2 protein-coding genes are annotated in these 1,157 nt (G+C 65.6%); both read right to left on the minus strand.

Annotated features, from left to right (window positions below; translation table 11 throughout):
* Window positions 1–526: glutamate 5-kinase (gene proB, locus OB03_RS14235; RefSeq protein WP_461344602.1), on the minus strand; the 526-nt coding region annotated here is incomplete at its 3' end.
* Window positions 527–704: 178 nt separating this feature from the next.
* A partial coding sequence (locus OB03_RS14240) for a TolC family protein (RefSeq protein ID WP_461344601.1) occupies window positions 705–1,157 on the minus strand: 453 nt, incomplete at its 5' end.

A 1,157-nucleotide genomic window follows, 5' to 3' on the forward strand; every position in this document is an offset into this window, starting at 1 on the left:
GCAGGATCAGCAGGTCGCCCTGCGCCAACTGGGCGGTGCGGGCGGCCAGCCGGTCGTTGTCGCCATAGCGGATTTCTTCGGTGGTGACGGTGTCGTTCTCGTTCACCACGGGGATGATGCCGTGATGCAGCAGGGCCTGAGCCGTGGCGCGGGCGTTTAGCCAGCGGCGACGGCGCTCGGTATCATCTCGGGTCAGCAGGATTTGGCCGGCCAGCAGGTCGTGCGGTGCCAGCGCCTCTTCCCATGCCTTCATCAGCAGGCTTTGGCCCACGGCGGCAGCGGCCTGTTTGTCGGCCAGCTTTTTCGGGTCGGTCTGGATGCGGGCGCGGCCCAGTGCGACAGCCCCCGAGGAGACGATGATCACCTCGCGACCCTCGGCGCGAAGGTCGGCGATGTCCTCGGCCAGAGCGGCCATCCATGCGCGGTTGGCCTCCTTGCGACGGGGGTCGAACACCAGCGACGAGCCGATCTTGAGGACGATGCGGCGGGCCTGATCCAGCGCAGCCTGAGGCGACGTCGCGCTCAGGGCAACGGCGGCAGGCTCGGCGGGGCGGTGTTCTTCTGTCAGGGTCACGCTTCTTGACTAATGCCGAAGTATCTTCGCGTCATTAGTCCTGAGGCGGAAAAGTTTCGAAACAGGGCCATAAAAACGCCCGACGGAGAATATTCCGTCGGGCGTTGGTCTTTTAACCGCAGGGCGGAGCTTACTGGTCTTGGGTCCAGCTACCGGCCAGAGCCTTGAACAGGCTGATCTGGGCATTGGCCACGGCCTGTTCCGAACCGGCTAGAGCGGCGTCGGCACCGGAGAGGGTGCGTTCGGCGTCCAGCACGCTCAGGAAGCTGTCCGCACCAGCGTCGAAACGCAGGCGTGACAGACGGGCAGCGGTGGCTGCCTGTTCGCGAGCGACGCGCAGGGCGCGCTGGCGATCCAGCTCGTTGGCATAGGCCGACAGAGCGGTCTCGGTTTCCTGAAGTGCCACCAGCACCGTCTGGTCGTAGTTGGCCAGAGCGGCTTCGGCGCGGGCGTCGGCCTGTTTGATACGGGCGCGAGCGGCGATGACGTTCGGGAACGACCACGAGATCAGGGGGCCGAACGAGAAGCGGAAGTTCTCGTCATTGCCCAGATCACCGGCATCGAACGCCGTCGAGCCCAACGA

It is taken from the genome of Brevundimonas sp. GN22, assembly GCF_054824005.1.